The sequence below is a fragment of the Bradyrhizobium sp. Ken51 genome, from assembly GCF_055807435.1.
Genome location: NZ_JBVVPB010000001.1, coordinates 501,518 through 519,101, shown reverse-complemented (window position 1 = coordinate 519,101; position 17,584 = coordinate 501,518). Strand labels below are relative to the sequence as shown.

The window sequence follows — 17,584 nt, the reverse complement described above, 5'->3', positions numbered from 1 at the left end:
GGCCAGGCCGCCGCCAAATGCGCAGGCTGCATGGCACGCGCGCGTCACGCCGGTACCGGCGCGGTGTTGACTGCGTGGCAGGCGACGCCGTCGATCAATTCAGGTGCTTCCTTGCGGCAGAGATCGAATGCCAGCGGGCAGCGCGGATTGAAGGCGCACCCGGGCGGCGGATTGATCGGGTTCGGGATCTCGCCCTTGACCGGAATGCGCTGGCGGCCGCTCATGGCAAGATCGGGCACGGCGCCGAGCAGCATCTTGGTGTAGGGCATGCGCGGCCGGGCAAACAGCTCGCGTCCTTCCGCGATCTCGACGATGCGGCCGAGATACATCACGCCGACGCGGCTCGCCATGTGGCGGACCACGGCAAGGTTGTGGCTGATGAACATGTAGGTCAGGCCGAACTTGTCCTGGAGGTCGCGCATCAGGTTCAGGATCTGCGCCTGCACGGAGACGTCGAGCGCGGAGGTTGGCTCGTCGCAAACGATGAACTCTGCGTCGGAGGCGAGCGCGCGCGCGATCGCGATGCGCTGACGCTGGCCGCCCGAGAATTCGTGCGGAAATTTCAACCTGTCGTCGGGATGCAGGCCGACCAGGGTGAGAAGCTCTCCGACGCGCGCCTGGATGTCGCGCTCGCCCTCGATCAGGTCGAAAGCACGGATCGGCTCGGAGATGATGGCGTCGACCCGGAAGCGTGGGTTCAGGCTCGCATAGGGATCCTGAAAGATCATCTGGATGCGGCGGCGGAGCTTTCGGCGTGCCGGTGCCTGCCGTGGGTCGGTCATCGAGACGCCGTCGATCAGCACGTCGCCGGAGCTCGGCGGCAGCAGGCCGACGACCATCCGCGCCACCGTGGTCTTGCCCGAGCCGGACTCGCCGACCAGCGCGAAGGTCTCGCCCTTCCTGATGTCGAAGGTGACGCCGTCGACAGCTTTGAGGTATTCGAGATGGCCGCCCTCGAGAACGCGGTTGAGCCAGGGTTTCGAGACGTCGAAGACGCGCCGCAGATTTGTGGCCTGGACGAAGGAAGCGCTCATGCCGCGCTCTCCGCCGGCACGCTGTCATAGAGGTGGCAGGCGACGGATTGCGTGCCGCGCGGCAGCGGCTCCGGTCTCTCCACGCGGCACCGATCGAATGCGAACGCGCAGCGCGGATTGAACGAACAGCCACGCGGGATCGCCGACAGGCGCGGCATGGAGCCGGGGATCTGCACCAGACGCTTGTCGTCGCCGGCAAGGGTCGGGATGGCGCCCATCAAGCCCTTGGCATAGGGGTGCAGCGGGTTCCTGACGACGTCCTGCACTGGACCGATCTCGGCGACGCGGCCGGCATACATCACCGCGACACGATCGGACGCCTCCGCGATGACGCCCATGTCGTGCGTCACCAGCATCACGGCGGTGCCGTGGTCGCGTCCGAGTCGCTTGATGAGCGAGATGATCTGCGCCTGTACGGAGACGTCGAGCGCGGTGGTCGGCTCGTCCGCGATGATCAGCTCGGGTTCGGCGCAAATCGCGAGCGCAATGACCACGCGCTGGCGCATGCCACCGGAGAATTCGTGCGGATAGCCGTCGATGCGCTTTTCGGGCGCGGGAATGCCGACCTCGGCGAGCAGATCGATGGCGCGGCGCCGGGCGGCGGTCTCGGACAGGTTCAGATGGGTTCTGATCGTCTCGATGAGCTGGTCGCCGACGCGATAGAGCGGATTGAGCGAGGTGAGCGGATCCTGGAAGATCATGCCGATCCGTTTTCCCCGGATACGACGCATCTCCTCCGGCGGTAAATTGTCGATGCGAAGGCCCGCAAGACGAATCTCGCCGCCGGCGATGCGGCCGGGCGGATCGATCAGGCCGATCACGGCCAGACCCGTGACCGACTTGCCGGCGCCGGATTCGCCGACCACGCCGAGGACCTCGCCCTTGGCGATGTCGAAGGAGACGCCGTCGATTGCGCGCAGCGTGCCGCGACGGGAGGCGAATTCGACCTGAAGATTACGCACGGAGAGAATGGGGTCGGTCATGAGCGAGACGCTCTCGTCGAAATTTTGGTCATCGAAGTTCTGCTCATCGGAGCTTCGGGTTGAGCGCGTCGCGCAGCCAGTCGCCGAGCAGGTTGATCGACAGGATCAAACTGGCGAGCGCGATACCAGGGAAGGCCACGATCCACCATTCGCCCGCGAACAGGTAGTTGTTGCCGATGCGGATCAACGTGCCGAGCGAGGGCATTGTGTCGGGCAGGCCGACGCCGAGGAAGGACAGCGTCGCCTCGGTGATGATGGCGAGCGCGAGGTTGATCGTGGCGATGACCAGGATCGGGCCCATCGTGTTTGGCAGCACATGGCGGAACATGATCTTTGGGGCGGGAAGGCCGATCAGTTGCGCGGCAGCCACGTAATCCTTGTTCTTCTCGACCATCACGGAGCCGCGTACCGTCCGCGCATACCCCACCCAGAAACTCAGGCCGATCGAGATCACCAGCACGACCAGCATGCTGGTTGCATCCAGCCGGTTGCCGAGGATGGATTTCGCGATGCCGTTGACCAGCAGCGCGATCAGGATGGCGGGGAAAGTGAGTTGCACGTCGGCGATCCGCATGATCACGCCGTCCACCGCGCCGCCGAAATAGCCGGCGATCAGGCCAAGCGCGATGCCGAGCGCGCCGGCGAAGATCACGCCGGCCACACCGACCGCGAGCGAGATCCGCAACCCGTAGAGAATGGCGGAGAACACGTCGCGGCCCTGCTCGTCGGTGCCGAGCAGGAACGGGCTCTGCCCCTCGGCGGTCCAGAGCGGTGAAATCCGGGAATTCATCAGTTGGAGCTGAGCCGGATCGAACGGGTCCTGGACCGCGAGCGCGGAGGCAAAGATCGCGAGCAGGAAGAACAGCACGGTAATGGCTGCCGCCACCATGGTCAGCTTGGATCGGCGAAACGAATACAAGATGTCGCTGTCGAGTGCGCGGCTGAACCAGCTACGGGCGGCATGCGTCGGCAGCGTGCTCGGCTTGTCGGGATTGGAGGCGACCACTTCGGACATGCAGGCTGCCTTATGTGGCGCGGCCGACGGTCGCGCGCAGGCGCGGATCGACGACGGTGTAGAGAATGTCCACCACCAGATTGATGGTGACGAAAATCAGCGAGACCATCAGCAGGTAGGCGGCCATAATCGGGATATCGACGTTTTGCACGGCCTGCACGAACAGAAGTCCCATGCCGGGCCATTGGAACACAGTTTCGGTGATGATCGAAAATGCAATAACCGAGCCAAACTGCAGGCCCGCCACCGTGATCACGGGAATCAGCGTGTTCTTCAGCGCGTGCCCGAAGTGGATGGCACGGGTCGTCAGCCCGCGGGCGCGGGCAAAGCGGATATAATCGGTCCGAAGCACTTCCAGCATCTCCGCGCGCACCAGCCGCATGATCAGCGTCATCTGGAACAGCCCGAGCGTGATCGAGGGCATGATCAGCGCCTTCAGGCCCGACAATGTGAGCAGGCCCGTGGTCCACCAGCCGAGCTTGACGACCTCGCCGCGGCCGAACGACGGCAACCAGCCCAACGTCACCGCGAACAGATAGATCAGAAGGATGCCGATCAGGAAAGTCGGCAGCGAGATGCCGATCAGCGAAACCGCCTGGAATAATTTGGCGAGCAGGGTGTCGCGCCTGAGCGCCGAATAGACGCCCATCAGGATGCCCGACACCATTGCAAAGACGGTCGCGCAGATCGCGAGTTCCAGCGTCGCAGGCATACGCTCCATCAACAGCGTCGAGACCGGCTGCCGGAACTGATAGGAGACGCCGAACTTGAATTGCGCTGCATCGGCGAAATAGCGCACGAACTGCACCGGCACGGGATCATCGAGGCCCAGCGACTTGCGCACGGCTGCGCGTTCGGCCGCCGGCGTATCGAGCGAGACGATCTGATTGATGGGGTCGCCGGCGAAGCGGAACATCGAGAACGCGATGATGCCGACGGCGAACATGACGCCGATGGCCTGAACGGCCCGGCGAAGAGTGAAAGCGAGCATGCCTTCCACTTTCCTTGAGTGTGCGTCCGGCCGACGTCTTTGTCAGCCGGAAAAGGAAAGGTCCCGGAAGCCTGACGCTGCCGGGACCTCGTATTCGACTGACGCTATTCCTTCTTGGTCGCCCAGTGGAACATGACCAGATTGTCGGCGCGCTGCGGCAGGTTGACCTTTTTCGATACGCCCCAGGCCAGCGCCTGCTGGTGCAGCGGAATATAGGCCCAGTCCTTGATGCTGATCTCATACGCCTGCTTGATCAGCTGATTGCGTTTGGCGGTGTCGGTTTCGACCAGCACCTTGTCGGTGATGGCGTCGAATTCCTTGTTGCAATAGCCGCCAAGATTGGCTTCGCCCCGCGAGGATTTCGCGTCGTCACGGCACCCCATGATGTCGTTCAGCACATTGTGGGAGTCCATCGTGCTCGGCGTCCAGCCCAGCATAAAGAAAGAGGTCTGGTAGCCACCCTGCTTCAGAACCTTGGCGAAGTACTGCGCCTTGGGTTGTGCCAGGAGGTTGATCTTGACGCCGATGCGCGCAAGCATGCCGACCACAGCCTGGCAAATCGCGGCGTCATTGACGTAGCGGTCGTTCGGGCAATCCATGGTGACCTCGAAGCCGTCGGGGTAGCCGGCCTCGGTCAGGAGCTTCTTGGCGCCGTCAGGATCGAATTTGGGACGCGTGAACTCCTTGGACAGTGCGAACAGCTCCGGCGCGATCATCAGTGCCGACGGTGTCGACAGTCCCCGCATCACGCGCGTCTTGATCAGCTCGATATCGATCGCCTTGTAGAACGCCTCCCGCACCTTGACGTCCTTGAACGGGTTCTTGCCCTTGATGTTGGAATAGAGCAACTCGTCGCGAACCGTGTCGAATCCGATGAAGATGGTGCGAAGCTCCGGCGCCTTCAGCACCTGGGCATTCGGGCTCGCATCGACGCGGGAAATGTCCTGGATCGGCACCGGCTCGATGACATCGACCTCGCCCGAAAGCAGCGCAGCGACTCGGGTTGCGTCGGAGGCGATCGGGGTGAAGATGATCTCCTTCAGGTTGCCTTCCATCTTGCCCCAATAATTGGGGTTGGCCTTGAACACGGTCTTCACGCCGGGCTGATGGCTCTCGATGATGAAGGGACCGGTACCGTTCTCGTGCAGTGAGGCGTAGCTCGGCGAGGTCGCGGACACCGGGGTCGGTTCGACCGCCTTGTTCTCCTCAGCCCACTTCTTGTCCATGATGTACCAGACGTCCCATGCCGAATGCAGGATGGGATTGGGCGAAGGCAGCACGAAATCGACCGTGTAGTCGTCGACCTTGACGACCTTGACGTTGGGCGCCAAGCGGGTCTGCATGTTCGAGTTTTTGTTTCGAACGCGATCGGCGGAGAACAGCACGTCGTCGGCGGTGAAGGGGTCGCCGTTGTGGAATTTTACGCCCTTGCGCAAATGGAAGCGCCAGCGGGTCGGTTCCGGAGTTTCCCAGCTCTCCGCCAGCGCCGGAATGATCTTGAGGTCCTTGTCGCGGGCGGTGAGGCCCTGATAGACGTGACCGAGATGGGCGTGGGTGGTGGACTCGTTCAGGGAGTAGGGATCAAGCGACTTCAGGTCGCCCTGGTTGGCATAGCGCAGCGTCTGGCTCGACGCCGGCGACATCGTCAACGCAAGCATACCGGCGAGCGTCGCCGCAAACAGAGTTCGACCGACTGACATTCTTGACCCTCTCAACTCTGCCGCGCCGTGATTTTTGATTGTTCGGCGGGCGTCCCAATCCATGTTGCCCAGACTTCTCGACCCGTGCAAGCGCCATTCCAGCAAGGAACGCGCCAAGTTGCACCGCTGTGCAGCAATGGTGACCGGCATTGAGGGATGGATGGGCGCGGGCAGGCAATTTTGATTGACCATATCCGCCGATCGAGGAAGCCGGAGGCTGCCGCCGGCCTCAGGTCGCTTGCGTTGCACACCGTCTCGCGGCGATACTGCGGCAGGCCGCTCGAATCTCATCTGGAGGGGACATGAAAGTTAATATCGAAATCGACTGCACCCCCCTCGAAGCCCGTCAGTTCATCGGATTGCCCGATCTGGCACCGATGCAGACAGCGGTGATGGACAAGCTGCAGCAGCAGGTCTTGAGCAACATCGACAAGGTCTCGCCGGAATCGCTGATCCAGAGCTGGTTCACCTTCGATCCAAAGCTTGCCGAGCGGTTTCAGGACATGTTCGTCACCATGGCCGGGCTCGGCGGCACCCGCAGCGGCGACAAGAAGAGATAATGCCGCCCGGTCCGGACGGGCCGCAGACCCCAGGCCGGCTTCGTCCGCCGGGCCTTGCTTTGCTGCTTGCCGAATCCCGTGGGTTGCTCGAACTCAACGCCAGCCTGCTGCTGTCGCCGGTCCTGATGCGGGCGCCCAAAGGCGATGGCCATCCGGTGCTGGCGCTGCCTGGCTTCCTCGCCAGCGACCTCTCGATGGCGCCGATGCGGCGCTATCTCAGCGAGCTCGGCTATGAGGCACATGCCTGGCGGATGGGCCGTAATTTCGGCGGGTTCGGACGGATGCGGGATTCGTTGCGCGCCCGTCTCGCCGAAATCCATGCTGCGAGCGGACGCAAAGTCAGCCTGGTCGGATGGAGTCTCGGCGGCGTCTATGCGCGCGATCTCGCGCTCCAGGCACCCGACATGGTCCGCACCGTCATCACGCTCGGCAGCCCTTTTGCAAATGACGTGCGGGCGACCAATGCGACGCGGCTCTACGAGATGATGTCCGGCGAGCGTGTCGAGGATTTTGCCGAGCTGCGCGCGGCGATCGCCGGCGATCTTCCGGTGCCGGCGACGTCGATCTATTCGCGCGCGGACGGCATCGTGAACTGGCGGACCTGCCTGCTGCGTCCCTCCGACCGTGCCGAGAACATCGAGGTGCACCTGGCGAGCCATATCGGGCTTGGGGTGAATCCCGCAGCGCTGTGGGCCGTGGCAGACCGCCTTGCGCAACCGGAGGGGGAGTTCTGGCCATTTGACCGGGCAGGGCCGTTTGCCATTGCATATGCCCCGCCGGAACAGGCAGTATCGGCCTGACGAGAAGCGCCGCCTAAGGCGCCCGTCAAATACTCGGGAGGGAACTATGGCTGACGGTAAAAAGCTGTCGTCGCTGGACGCGTCGTTTCTCTATCTGGAAACGCCGGAAATGCCGATGCATGTCGGGAGCATGGCGATCTTTCGCCTGCCGGACGACTACAAGGGCGACTTCTTCGAAGATTTCAAGGCGATGATCGTCTCGCGCCTGCACATCGCGCCGATCCTCAAGGCGCGGCTGGAGAAGGCGCCGCTCGACATCGATCATCCCTCCTGGGTCGAGGACGATCAGTTCGACATCGACCGTCACATCTTTCGCGCCAGCCTGCCGCAGCCGCGCGACCGCGCCACGCTCGAACGCATCGTAGGCTGGATGCACGCCAAGCTCTTGAACCGAGCCCGCCCGCTCTGGGAGTTCTACGTGTTCGAAGGCATGAAGGACAACGAGATCGGACTCTATTCGAAGATGCATCACGCCGCCATCGATGGCGGCGCCGGTGCGGCGCTGACCAACATGATCTACGATATCTCGCCGATCCCGCGGAAGGTCGATCCGCCGACCGCGGGAGCGAAGCCCGGGCAGGAGCCGCGCGACATCGCAGCGAACCTGGTCGATTCCTACCAGCAGCTCTTCACCCAGCCGCTCGATGCATCGGCGGCCGCGAAGAACCTGCAACTGCCGCGCACCGGCAAGAGCGACATCGGTTCGATCCTGTTCGACAATGCGATGTACCAGATCGAGAGTGCGGTACGCTTTGCCGGCAACATCCCCACCATGGTCAAGAGCGTCTCGGACGTGCTCGGCAAGATATCCGATCCCAAATCGCGCGAGAGCCTCGCCAGCATGGTGTCGCCGCCGACCATGCTCAACAAATCGATCTCGTCCGAGCGCAGCTTCGCCGGCGTCTCGATCTCGCTGTCGCGATCCAAGGCGCTGGCCAAGCAGGCCGGCGGCAAGCTCAACGACGTCGTGCTGGCGCTTGCCTCCGGCGTGGTCCGGCGCTACCTCCAACAACACGGAACGCTGCCGGCGAAGTCGTTGACCGCTGCCGTGCCGATCTCGCTGCGCGAGGAGGGCAACACCGAGGCCAACAACCAGGTGTTCGGCATGATCTGTTCGATCGCAACCAACATCGACGATCCCAAGGCACGCCTGGAAGCCATTATCGCGCAATCGACCAAGTCCAAGGAAATGTCGCATCCGCTGCGGGCACTGATGCCGCAGATATCCAATATCTCGATGCTGGGCACGCCGATTGTCGTGCAGATCATGGCGCTGCTCTACAGCCGCTCTGATTTGTCGAATGTGCTGCCGCCGGCTGCGAACATCACGGTGTCCAACGTGCCGGGGCCGCGGCAGACGCTCTACGCCGCGGGAGCGGAGCTGTTGCACATCTTCCCGGTGTCGATCTCGACGCACGGGCAGGCGCTCAACATCACCGTGCAGAGCTATCGCGACCAGCTCGATTTCGGCTTCATTGTGGGCGCCAACATCATTCCGCACGTACAGGTGATGTGCGACATGCTGCCGGAAGAATTCGCCGCGCTGGAGGCGGCCTATGCGCCGCCGTCGGCCGACATCAGGGGCGCCGCGGAGTAGGAATGTGTCGATGATTGAAATGCCGCCGCTCAAGTTCGCGCAGACGAACGGAATACGCATGGGCTACTACGAGGCCGGCCCGGCCGATGACAAGCCGCCGATCGTGCTGTGCCATGGCTGGCCTGAACTCGCATTTTCCTGGCGCCACCAGATCAAGGCGCTGAGCGAGGCCGGCATCCGCGTGATCGCGCCGGACCAGCGCGGCTATGGCGCGAGCGACCGGCCCGAGCCGGTCGAGGACTACGACATGGAGCATTTGACCGGCGATCTGGTCGGGCTACTCGATCATCTCGGGGTCGACAAGGCGATCTTCGTCGGCCACGACTGGGGCGGATTCGTCGTCTGGCAGATGCCGCTACGGCATCCTTCGCGCGTCGCCGGTGTGGTCGGCGTCAACACGCCGCATTGGGACCGCGCGCCGATCGATCCGATCGCGCTGTTCCGCCAACGCTTCGGCGATCAGATGTATATCGTCCAATTCCAGGATCCCGCGCGTGAGCCGGACAGGATCTTCGGCAGCCGCGTCGAGCAGACGTTCGACGCGTTCATGCGCAAGCCGCTGGCGCGGCCGGCGGCGAAACCGGAGGAGCCGCCGATCGCTGGTGTCGGCGCCTCGTCAAAGACCAATCTGGCGTTCCCGCAGATGATCGCGGCCTATGATGCAAAGCACGATCCGCGTGCACCGATCCTGTCGGCTGACGAGAAGAAGGTGTTCGTCGATACGTTCACGAAAACCGGCTTCACCGGCGGCATCAACTGGTATCGCAACTTCACCCGCAATTGGGAGCGCGCGAAAGGCTTGGACCATCACGTGCGCGTGCCGTCATTGATGATCATGGCCGAGAACGATGCCGTGCTGCCGCCGTCGGCGGCCGACGGCATGGAGACGCTGGTATCTGACCTGGAGAAATATCTGGTGAAGGACAGCGGCCATTGGACGCAGCAGGAGAAGCCGGAGGAGGTCAGCGCGAAGCTGATCGAATGGCGTAGAAGGCGGTTTGGCTAGCTGATCATTGCGAACTCGTCATTGCGAGGAGCGAAGCGACGAAGCAATCCAGGCTGCCTCCGCGGACATATTTCTGGATTGCTTCGCTTCGCTCGCAATGACGGCATTGAAGCAGGGGGACTACATTTCGATGTCATCCAAGAATCGACTGGATCCGATCCCGCAGCCGCCGACCAAGCCGGTGGTCGGCAACATGCTGTCGCTGGATTCGGCCGCACCGGTGCAGCATCTGACCCGGCTCGCCAAGGAGCTGGGACCGATCTTCTGGCTCGACATGATGGGTTCGCCGATCGTGGTCGTCTCAGGCCACGACCTCGTCGACGAGTTGTCGGACGAGAAGCGTTTCGACAAGACGGTGCGCGGCGCGCTGCGGCGGGTGCGCGCGGTCGGCGGCGACGGCCTGTTCACGGCGGATACCAGGGAGCCAAACTGGAGCAAGGCGCACAACATCCTGCTCCAGCCCTTCGGCAACCGCGCCATGCAGTCCTATCACCCGAGCATGGTCGACATCGCCGAGCAACTCGTCGGCAAATGGGAACGGCTCAACGCCGACGACGAGATCGACGTCGTCCACGACATGACGGCGCTGACGCTGGATACAATCGGACTGTGCGGCTTCGACTACCGCTTCAATTCGTTCTACCGGCGCGACTACCATCCTTTCGTCGAGTCGCTGGTGCGCTCGCTCGAAACCATCATGATGACGCGCGGCTTGCCGTTCGAGCAGCTCTGGATGCAGAAGCGGCGCAAGACCATGGCTGAAGACGTCGACTTCATGAACAAGATGGTCGACGAGATCATTGCGGAGCGCCGCAAGGGAGGCGACGCGACCGACGACAAGAAGGATATGCTTGCGGCGATGATGACGGGCGTCGATCGCTCGACCGGCGAGCAGCTCGACGACGTCAACATCCGCTATCAGATCAATACGTTCCTGATCGCCGGCCACGAGACCACCAGCGGCCTGTTGTCCTGCACGCTCTATGCGCTGCTCAAGCACCCCGACATTCTCAAGAAAGCCTATGACGAGGTCGATCGCGTCCTCGGTCCCAATGTCGACGTGCGTCCGACCTATCAACAGGTCACGCAGCTCACCTACATCACGCAGATCTTGAAGGAGGCGCTGCGGCTATGGCCGCCGGCGCCGGCCTATGGCATCTCGCCGCTGAACGATGAGACCATCGGCGGCGGCAAGTACAAACTCAGGAAGGGCACGTTCACCACCATCCTGGTGACCGCGCTGCATCGCGATCCCTCGGTCTGGGGTCCGAACCCGGACGCGTTCGATCCGGAGAATTTCAGCCGGGAGGCGGAAGCCAAACGGCCGATCAATGCCTGGAAGCCGTTCGGCAACGGCCAGCGCGCCTGCATCGGCCGCGGCTTCGCCATGCACGAGGCTGCGCTCGCACTCGGCATGATCCTCCAGCGCTTCAAGCTGATCGACCACCAGCGTTACCAGATGCATCTGAAGGAAACGCTGACGATGAAGCCGGAAGGCTTCAAGATCAAGGTCCGTCCGCGCGCCGATCGCGAGCGCGGTGCCTATGGCGGACCTGTAGCGGTGTCGTCGGCGCCGAAGGCGCCGCGCCAGCCCGCCGCGCGTCCCGGCCACAATACGCCATTGCTGGTGCTTTACGGTTCCAATCTCGGCACCGCCGAGGAGCTGGCGACGCGGATGGCCGATCTTGCCGAAATCAACGGCTTTGCCGTGCATCTGGGGCCGCTCGACGATTACGTCGGCAAGCTGCCGCGGGAGGGCGGCGTGCTGATCATCTGCGCCTCCTATAACGGCGCGCCGCCTGACAACGCGACGCAATTTGTCAAATGGCTCGGCGACGAGCTGCCGAAGGATACGTTCGCCAACGTGCGCTACGCTGTGTTCGGTTGCGGCAACAGCGACTGGGCCGCGACGTATCAATCGGTGCCGCGCTTCATCGATGAACTGTTATCGGCGCACGGTGCGCGCGCGGTCTATCCGCGCGGCGAGGGCGATGCGCGCAGCGATCTCGACGGCCAGTTTCAGAAATGGTTCCCGGCGGCCGCCCAGGTCGCGACCAAGGAATTCGGAATCGACTGGAATTTCACCCGTACCGCGGAGGACGATCCGCTTTACGCGATCGAGCCGGTCGCGGTAACCGCCGTCAACACCATCGTTGCCCAGGGCGGGGCGGTGGCAATGAAGGTGCTGGTCAATGACGAGCTTCAGAACAAGGCCGGTTCCAATCCGTCCGAGCGTTCGACACGCCACATCGAGGTGCAGCTGCCGTCCGATGTCACTTATCGCGTCGGTGATCATCTGAGCGTGGTTCCGCGCAACGATCCGACGCTGGTGGATTCGGTTGCCCGTCGCTTCGGCTTCCTGCCGGCCGACCAGATTAGGCTTCAGGTCGCCGAAGGCCGCCGCGCGCAATTGCCCGTGGGCGATGCCGTATCGGTCGGCCGCCTGCTCAGCGAGTTCGTCGAGCTCCAGCAAGTGGCGACGCGGAAGCAGATCCAGATCATGGCCGAGCACACCCGCTGCCCGGTGACCAAGCCGAAGCTGCTGGCCTTCCTTGGCGAGGAGCCTGAAACACTCGAGCGCTATCGCAGCGAGATTCTGGCCAGGCGGAAATCGGTGTTCGATCTGCTGCTCGAATATCCGGCCTGCGAATTGCCGTTCCACGTCTATCTGGAAATGCTCTCGCTGCTGGCGCCGCGTTATTATTCGATCTCGTCTTCGCCGTCGGTCGAGCCGGTTCGTTGCAGCGTGACGGTCAGCGTGGTTGAAGGACCGGCCGCCTCCGGCCGCGGCACCTACAAGGGTATCTGCTCGAACTATCTCGCCAATCGGCGCGCGGGGGACGTGATCCACGCAACCGTGCGTGAGACCAAGGCCGGCTTCCGGCTCCCGGACGATCCATCCGTGCCGATCGTCATGATCGGCCCGGGCACGGGAGTGGCGCCGTTCCGCGGCTTCCTCCAGGAGCGCGCCGCGCGCAAGGCGAAGGGCGCCGCGCTCGGTCCGGCCATGCTGTTTTTCGGCTGCCGGCATCCCGACCAGGATTTTCTCTACGTGGACGAGCTGAAGGCGCTGGCGGCGAGCGGCATCACCGAGCTGTTCACGGCATTCTCGCGCGCGGAGGGCCCGAAGACCTATGTGCAGCACGTCCTCACCGCGCACAAGGACAAGGTCTGGCCGCTGATCGAGCGGGGCGCGATCGTCTATGTCTGTGGCGACGGCAGCAAGATGGAGCCCGACGTGAAGGCGGCGCTGGTCGCGATCCATCGCGAGAAGAGCGGCAGCGATGCCGCCACGGCTGCCCGCTGGATCGAGGAGATGGGCGCGAAGAACCGGTATGTGCTGGACGTGTGGGCGGGAGGGTAGGCCGGCGGCCGGGACATGCTAAAGCTCTTGCATGATTCCCTGGGAAAAGATCGATACCGCCAAAATCCCCGGCTCCGATGAAGAGCTTCGCCTGATGCGGCGAGGCAAGGAGTTTTCCATCAAGCTCGGCACCAACGAGCTGATGAACAACCGCCTGTCGGGCTCGGAGGCTGCGCTCGCCACGCTCGCAGCGAAGCAGATCGAGGCGGTCGCAAAACCTGTCGTCCTCATCGGCGGCCTGGGCATGGGTTTTACGCTGCGTGCGGCGCTGACCGTGCTCGGAAGCAAGGCGAAGATCGTGGTCTGCGAGCTCGTGCCGGCGGTGGTCGCCTGGGCGCGGGGCCCGATGGCGCAGGTGTTCGGCGACAGCCTTGATGATGTCAGGGTGAGCATCCAGGAAACCGACGTCGGCGAAATCATCCGCACGCAGCGGTCGGCCTTCGACGCCATTCTCCTCGACGTCGACAACGGACCGGAAGGGCTGACCCGGAAGGGCAATGATGCGCTCTACAATGCGAGCGGATTGAAGGCTGCGAAGACGGCGCTGCGGCCGGGAGGCGTGCTCGCGGTCTGGTCCTCGGGACCCAACCCGGCCTTCACCAAGCGGCTCGGGAGTGCTGGCTTCGACGTCAACGAAGTCAACATTCGCGCCACCGGAAGAGGCGGTGGCGCGCGTCACGTGATCTGGATGGCCAGGAAGAGCTAGGCCGTCCGTGCAGCAGCCGGTTCAATCCGTCAGAACATCGTGTTGTTGTTCGCGGGAGTTTCGGGGATGGCCTGAACGACGTCCCAGTGTTCGACGACTTTGCCGTTCTCCAGCTTGAAGATGTCGAGGATCGCGTTGCCCCTGCTGCCGGGCTCGCGAACCGCGTGAACGTGCAGGATGACGTAGTCGCCATCCACGAAGCTGCGCTTGATCTCGCTGTGTGAGTTCGGGAATTTCTCGCGGAGGAAGCCGATGAACTTTCGGAAACCGTCCGGACCATCGGCCGCGTTTGGATTGTGCTGGACATAACGGTCGCCGACATAGGCGAGGGCTGCATCGGCATCCTTTTGGTTGAGCCCCTTTTCGTAGAAGGCAAGGACAGTTTTGCGGTTGGCTTCTTCTTGCGCGCTACCCGCCATCGCGGCGCCGCTGGCGAGGGACAGCGTGATGACTGAAGCAGCGACGGTCGCGGCTGACCGGACGATGTGATGCATGTGAACTCCGAGAGGCTGCAGCCTCTTCCTGCCCGTTGAAGGAAGACCTGTATAGCTTTCGCACCGGCTCGCGTTAAGAGAGTAACCGGCAGCTCACATGGTCACCGCGAGGAGACCTTGTGCGCCGGTCTAGGCCGCCTGCGCTGCCGCTCCATTTGCATGCTTGGCGATGGCGCCGATGATCTCCGGCCAGAAGCGCATCGGCAGCGCATGGCCCATGCCGTCGATCATCAGCAGCTTGGCGCCCGGAATTGACTCTGCCGTATCCCTGCCGCCCTCGGGACGGACCAGCGGATCGACGGTGCCATGGATGACGAGTGTCGGCGTCTTGACGCCATGCAGTCGCTCCTTGCGGCTGCCTGAGGCGAGCACCGCGCGGAGCTGCCGGCCGACGCCGGCCGGATTGAGCCCGCGCGCGAACACGCGCTCGGCCCGACCGGGATCGAGCGCCTCTTCCTCCGGAAAGGACCCGGCCCGCAACACGTTCCAGGTCTGGCCGTAGCGGACGATGAACTCCTCCTTGCTGCGCGGCGGCGGCGCCATCAATATCGCGGCGGCCTCACGTGTCGGCGGCGGTATGCGCGGATTGCCCGTCGTCGACATGATCGAGGTCAGCGAGCGCACGCGCTCGGGAAACGACAGCGTCACTTCCTGCGCGATCATGCCGCCCATGGACGCCCCGACCAGATGCGCCGACTTGATGCCGAGCGCATCCATCAGCCCGACAGTGTCTTTCGCCATGTCGATCAGCTTGTAGGTTGCGGCCACGGGAATCCTGAGGAAGCGGAGCTTCAACAGCTCGAGCGGCGTCAGACGCTTGCCGCCTGTGAGATGGCTCGACTTGCCGATGTCGCGATTGTCGAACCGGATGACGCGAAAGCCGTGCGCGGCGAGCTGCTCGCAGAACGCATCATCCCAGTGGATCATCTGGGCGCCCAACCCCATGATCAGCAGCAGCGGCTCGGCATTGTCGTTGCCGAAAATCTCATAACAGATGTCGATGCCGTTGGCGCGGACGGTTTGCGGCGGCTGATAGGCATTCACGGGTGCGTTCCCTCGGCTTTTGATTGATGCTGTATCGCACGGTTTCCCCTCGCAATGAAGCCGCGTTCGCGACACCGAACCCGCTGCTTGCCGGTTGACCGGCACCGCGCAACGGTGTGGTATGGCGAAAAAGGGAAGGGCATCGAAGCTCTCGATTTCAGGAGGACGCCGATGACCGACAAGAGCAACGACCCCATTGCCGTGTGGCAAAAGATGGTTGGCGAGATGGAAAAGGGGTTCAACTCCTTCGCCAACCAGGCCATGTCGTCGCCCGAGTTTTCGCAAGCCGTGAACCGGGCCGGCGGCGTTGCTGCAGGTGCTCAGAAGCAGCTCGGCGAGCTCATGGAGAAATATCTGGTCTCCATGAATCTGCCGAGTCGGGACCAGGTCACCGGCCTTGCGGAACGGTTACAATCCATCGAAGGACAGATCGGTGAGATCAAATCGATGCTGAGCCAGATGGCGGCAAGTTCCGGCATTTCTCAGGGCCCCGACACCGCATTGCGCCCGCCGCGCACCAAGCGGCCGCCATCTGAAGGCGGAGAGCAGGCATGAATGCACCCGCCGGATTAGATTTCGCAGGGATCCCGGAGCGCATCCAGTCCGAGGTGCAGCGCGCCATCCAGCGCAGCATCAAGGGCGTCGAATATTTCTCGACGTCCGGTCCCACGCTGGGCTCGACGCCTAAGGACGTGCTGCATTCGCGCGGCACGATGAGCCTCTACCATTATCGGCCGATGTCCGACGAGATCTATCGAATTCCGATCTTGATCGTGATGGCGACCACCAATCGCGGTTACATTCTCGACCTCGTGCCCGGCCAGAGCTTCATCGAGTTCCTCTTGAAGCGCGGCTACGACGTCTACATGCTCGACTGGAGCGCGCCACGGCCGGAGGAGAAGAGCCTCCGCATGGAGGACTATGTCCTCGACTTCATCCCGGACTGCATCCGCCGCGTGCAGCAGGATTCCGGCGAACAGGACGTCTCCGTCATCGGCTATTGCTTCGGCGGCGTGCTGTCGCTGCTCTACGGCTCGATCCACAGAGACGGGCCCATGAAGAATCTGATCTGCTTCACCACGCCGATCGACTTTCGCGAGATGAAGCTGTTCTCGAACTTCTCCGACCGTCGCTATTTCGACGTCGATCGCCTCGTCGACAGCGTCGGCAACGTGCCGCCCGAGATGATCCTGTCGTCGTTCGAGATGCTGCGCCCGGCCTCGCGCACCGTCAGCCAGATTCAGCTCTGGGAAAACATCTGGAACGACGAGTTCGTCAAATCCTACCGGATGTTCGACCGCTGGGCGACCGACACGCTGCCGCTGGCCGGCGAATATTTCCGCACCATCACCAAGGACCTGATGTGGGACAACAAGCTGTTCAACGACACCATGTCGGTCGGCGGCCGTGCTGCGAAGCTCGAGGACATCAAGGTGCCGTTCCTGCATGCGGTCGCCGAACACGACCACATCGTGCCGTATGAGGCGGCAAAGCACCTGATCGCCAAGATCGGATCGCAGGAAAAGGAGGAGGTGATGCTGAAGGGCGGTCACGTCTCGCTCGTCGCCGGCGCCAATGCGGTGAAGCGGCTATGGCCGAAACTGGATTCCTGGCTGGGGAAGAGATCGACATGAGTGAGCAGCGTTCCTATCCGCGTCACGTCAAGACGGACGCGGGCGATATCGAGATCCGCCTGATGTCGCCGGCGGACGAAGCCGCGGTGCTCGCCTTCGGCAAGGGCCTGCCGACCCACGACCTGTTATTCCTGCCGCGCAATATCAGTGAGCCGAAGGTGCTCTCCGCATGGGTCAAGGAGATCGAGCGCGGCGCGATCACGAGCCTGCTCGCGGTCAGGGGCGGCACGGTCGTCGGCTGCGGCACGCTGGTGCGCGATCCGCACTCCTGGTCGCCCCATGTCGGCGAGATCCGGATGGTGGTTTCGCTCGACGTGCGCGGAAAGGGGGTGGGACGGACGCTTTCACAGGAGACCTTCGCACTCGCGCTCGGCGCCGGCCTCGAGAAGCTCTCGGTCCAGATGACGGTCGATCAGCAGGCGGCGATCACGCTGTTCGAGAGCCTCGGCTTCAAGGCCGAGGCGCTGCTGCGCGACCACGTCCGGGACGTCGATGGCAAGACCCACGACATCGTCGTGCTCGGTCATAACATCGCGCAGGTCCAGGCCCAGATGGAGGCCTATGGGCTGCCGGGTGCCGTCCAGCACTGAGAACCGCCGGACGGGTGTCCGGGAACCCGGATGGTCAGGGAGGCGCCAGATTGCCTCTCATTAAGG

General features: G+C 63.3%; 16 protein-coding genes. 9 read left to right on the top strand and 7 right to left on the bottom strand.

Annotated elements, in window-relative coordinates; translation table 11 throughout:
* Positions 1 to 44: 44 nt before the first annotated feature.
* The 5 genes from AC0L27_RS02270 to AC0L27_RS02250 all read right to left on the bottom strand — a co-directional run bounded on the left by AC0L27_RS02270 (position 45) and on the right by AC0L27_RS02250 (position 5,723).
* Positions 45 to 1,034: an ABC transporter ATP-binding protein gene (locus AC0L27_RS02270; RefSeq protein ID WP_354207125.1), complete on the bottom strand. Its 990-nt coding sequence runs from the start codon at positions 1,032 to 1,034 to the stop codon at positions 45 to 47.
* Positions 1,031 to 2,017, bottom strand: a complete 987-nt coding sequence (locus tag AC0L27_RS02265) for an ABC transporter ATP-binding protein (RefSeq protein WP_275170494.1) — start codon at positions 2,015 to 2,017, stop codon at positions 1,031 to 1,033. Before AC0L27_RS02265 ends, AC0L27_RS02270 begins: the two co-directional genes overlap by 4 nt.
* Before the next feature lie 43 nt (positions 2,018 to 2,060).
* Complete coding sequence (locus tag AC0L27_RS02260; protein WP_354207123.1) at positions 2,061 to 3,032, bottom strand: ABC transporter permease; 972 nt, start codon at positions 3,030 to 3,032, stop codon at positions 2,061 to 2,063.
* Between the two features lie 10 nt (positions 3,033 to 3,042).
* Positions 3,043 to 4,023 carry an ABC transporter permease gene (locus AC0L27_RS02255; RefSeq protein WP_007607877.1) on the bottom strand — a complete coding sequence of 327 codons (981 nt, stop codon included), beginning with the start codon at positions 4,021 to 4,023 and terminating at the stop codon, positions 3,043 to 3,045.
* A 104-nt stretch (positions 4,024 to 4,127) separates the two neighbouring features.
* The gene (locus AC0L27_RS02250; RefSeq protein WP_275170496.1) at positions 4,128 to 5,723 is read right to left on the bottom strand and encodes an ABC transporter substrate-binding protein; all 1,596 of its coding nucleotides are present in this window, start codon (positions 5,721 to 5,723) and stop codon (positions 4,128 to 4,130) included.
* A gap of 302 nt (positions 5,724 to 6,025) precedes the next feature.
* Between AC0L27_RS02250 and AC0L27_RS02245 the strand changes: the two genes are divergently transcribed.
* The 6 genes from AC0L27_RS02245 to AC0L27_RS02220 all read left to right on the top strand — a co-directional run bounded on the left by AC0L27_RS02245 (position 6,026) and on the right by AC0L27_RS02220 (position 13,756).
* Positions 6,026 to 6,283, top strand: a complete 258-nt coding sequence (locus tag AC0L27_RS02245; RefSeq protein ID WP_354207120.1) for a DUF6489 family protein — start codon at positions 6,026 to 6,028, stop codon at positions 6,281 to 6,283.
* Positions 6,283 to 7,083: a lipase family alpha/beta hydrolase gene (locus tag AC0L27_RS02240; RefSeq protein WP_354207118.1), complete on the top strand. Its 801-nt coding sequence runs from the start codon at positions 6,283 to 6,285 to the stop codon at positions 7,081 to 7,083. The genes AC0L27_RS02245 and AC0L27_RS02240 overlap by 1 nt, the downstream gene beginning before the upstream one ends.
* Positions 7,084 to 7,129: 46 nt before the next feature.
* The gene (locus AC0L27_RS02235) at positions 7,130 to 8,680 is read left to right on the top strand and encodes a WS/DGAT/MGAT family O-acyltransferase (protein ID WP_354056511.1); all 1,551 of its coding nucleotides are present in this window, start codon (positions 7,130 to 7,132) and stop codon (positions 8,678 to 8,680) included.
* A gap of 10 nt (positions 8,681 to 8,690) precedes the next feature.
* Positions 8,691 to 9,686 carry an alpha/beta fold hydrolase gene (locus AC0L27_RS02230; protein ID WP_354207115.1) on the top strand — a complete coding sequence of 332 codons (996 nt, stop codon included), beginning with the start codon at positions 8,691 to 8,693 and terminating at the stop codon, positions 9,684 to 9,686.
* Positions 9,687 to 9,816: 130 nt separating this feature from the next.
* Entirely contained in the window at positions 9,817 to 13,050 is a 3,234-nt protein-coding gene (locus AC0L27_RS02225) for a bifunctional cytochrome P450/NADPH--P450 reductase (protein WP_473317888.1), read from the top strand.
* 31 nt (positions 13,051 to 13,081) lie between these two features.
* Positions 13,082 to 13,756: a spermidine synthase gene (locus tag AC0L27_RS02220; RefSeq protein WP_354207111.1), complete on the top strand. Its 675-nt coding sequence runs from the start codon at positions 13,082 to 13,084 to the stop codon at positions 13,754 to 13,756.
* Between the two features lie 29 nt (positions 13,757 to 13,785).
* Here the strand turns inward: AC0L27_RS02220 and AC0L27_RS02215 are convergent, their stop codons facing one another.
* Together AC0L27_RS02215 and AC0L27_RS02210 are read right to left on the bottom strand one after the other, a co-directional pair.
* Positions 13,786 to 14,250 carry a nuclear transport factor 2 family protein gene (locus tag AC0L27_RS02215; RefSeq protein ID WP_354207109.1) on the bottom strand — a complete coding sequence of 155 codons (465 nt, stop codon included), beginning with the start codon at positions 14,248 to 14,250 and terminating at the stop codon, positions 13,786 to 13,788.
* A gap of 129 nt (positions 14,251 to 14,379) precedes the next feature.
* Positions 14,380 to 15,294: an alpha/beta fold hydrolase gene (locus AC0L27_RS02210; protein WP_354207107.1), complete on the bottom strand. Its 915-nt coding sequence runs from the start codon at positions 15,292 to 15,294 to the stop codon at positions 14,380 to 14,382.
* Between the two features lie 171 nt (positions 15,295 to 15,465).
* Between AC0L27_RS02210 and AC0L27_RS02205 the strand changes: the two genes are divergently transcribed.
* From AC0L27_RS02205 to AC0L27_RS02195, 3 genes are read left to right on the top strand one after another with little or no spacing between them, the layout of a single operon-like run.
* On the top strand, positions 15,466 to 15,849 hold the full coding sequence (locus AC0L27_RS02205; RefSeq protein ID WP_275170503.1) for a hypothetical protein: 384 nt from the start codon (positions 15,466 to 15,468) through the stop codon (positions 15,847 to 15,849).
* Positions 15,846 to 16,928: a PHA/PHB synthase family protein gene (locus AC0L27_RS02200; RefSeq protein ID WP_354207105.1), complete on the top strand. Its 1,083-nt coding sequence runs from the start codon at positions 15,846 to 15,848 to the stop codon at positions 16,926 to 16,928. Before AC0L27_RS02205 ends, AC0L27_RS02200 begins: the two co-directional genes overlap by 4 nt.
* Positions 16,925 to 17,518: a GNAT family N-acetyltransferase gene (locus AC0L27_RS02195; RefSeq protein WP_007593821.1), complete on the top strand. Its 594-nt coding sequence runs from the start codon at positions 16,925 to 16,927 to the stop codon at positions 17,516 to 17,518. The genes AC0L27_RS02200 and AC0L27_RS02195 overlap by 4 nt, the downstream gene beginning before the upstream one ends.
* Positions 17,519 to 17,584: the final 66 nt, after the last annotated feature.